This window comes from Streptomyces lonarensis (genome assembly GCF_012033735.1).
Classification (GTDB): Bacteria; Actinomycetota; Actinomycetes; order Streptomycetales; family Streptomycetaceae; genus Streptomyces; species Streptomyces lonarensis.
Genome location: NZ_JAAVJD010000481.1, coordinates 1 through 1,007, shown reverse-complemented (window position 1 = coordinate 1,007; position 1,007 = coordinate 1). Strand labels below are relative to the sequence as shown.

Annotated in this window: 1 protein-coding gene; it reads left to right on the top strand. The window is 76.1% G+C overall.

Annotated elements, in window-relative coordinates; genetic code table 11:
- Positions 1–284 precede the first annotated feature (284 nt).
- Positions 285–953, top strand: coding sequence for a small secreted protein (locus tag HCN56_RS25660; RefSeq protein ID WP_209313204.1), 669 nt, complete (start codon positions 285–287; stop codon positions 951–953).
- Positions 954–1,007 lie beyond the last annotated feature (54 nt).

The window sequence follows — 1,007 nt, the reverse complement described above, 5'->3', positions numbered from 1 at the left end:
GGGCGGTGTGCCGGGGCACACCGCCCTTCCGTCTGCGGTAGGTTCCCGAACCGGGGACACGCCTCGCCCGCGCGGCAGCACCGGTAGCGGGAGGGTCGCGGGGCCGACGGCGCCCGACGTCCTGCCACGGTGGGCGACGACCGGTCGCCATCCACCGTGACCAGGGGCCCGCCGCACGGCCGCACGCGGCTGTCCGACGACGGCACGTCCCCCGCGGCCGGCCCGCCCGGGGCCGGTGGCCAGCGCCCCGTGGGGGCCATCGCCTGGGAAGGGACCGGACAACGGTGAACAGAAGGTTCGCGACGACGGTGGCGGGCTGCGCCATGCTCGCGCTCGCGCTGACGGGGTGCGGCGAGGACAGCGGCGAGAAGACCGAGGCGTGGGCGAAGAACGTCTGCGACCAGGTGCAGCCGCAGGTGGAACGCATCCAAGCCGCCAACCAGGCGCTGGCCGAGGCGAGCGAGGGCAGCAAGGAGCCCGCCGAGGTGCAGGAGGTGTACTCCAGCTCCTACGGGGAGCTGGCGGCAGCCTTCGACTCCCTGGCGCAGGCCGTCAACGACGCGGGTGACCCGCCGGTCGACGACGGCGAGGAGCTGCGCAGCGACGCCGTCGAGGAGCTGAACGGCCTCTCCCAGTCCTACACGAGCCTCCAGGAGGCGAGCGACGCGCTCGACACCTCCGACCGCGCCGCCTTCGCCGAGGGGCTGCGGGAGATGGTCGGCCAGCTCGACGAGCTCGGGCAGTCCGGCGACGAGGCGCTCAGCGAGCTGCAGAGCGGCGACCTCGGCGACGCGATGGCGCGCCAGGAGGGCTGCCAGAGCCCGGCACCCACCGCCCCCGAGGAGGACGACGACGCGGGCGGCACCGACGACGCCGATGCCGAGGACGCCTCCGAGCCCGCCGAGGACGGCGAGGAGCCGGCGGAGGACGAGGAGGCCGCGGCCGACGTCTGACGCCCGGGCCCGCCCGGTGCGTCCCCCGGCGGCCGACCGCATGCCGGTCGGCCG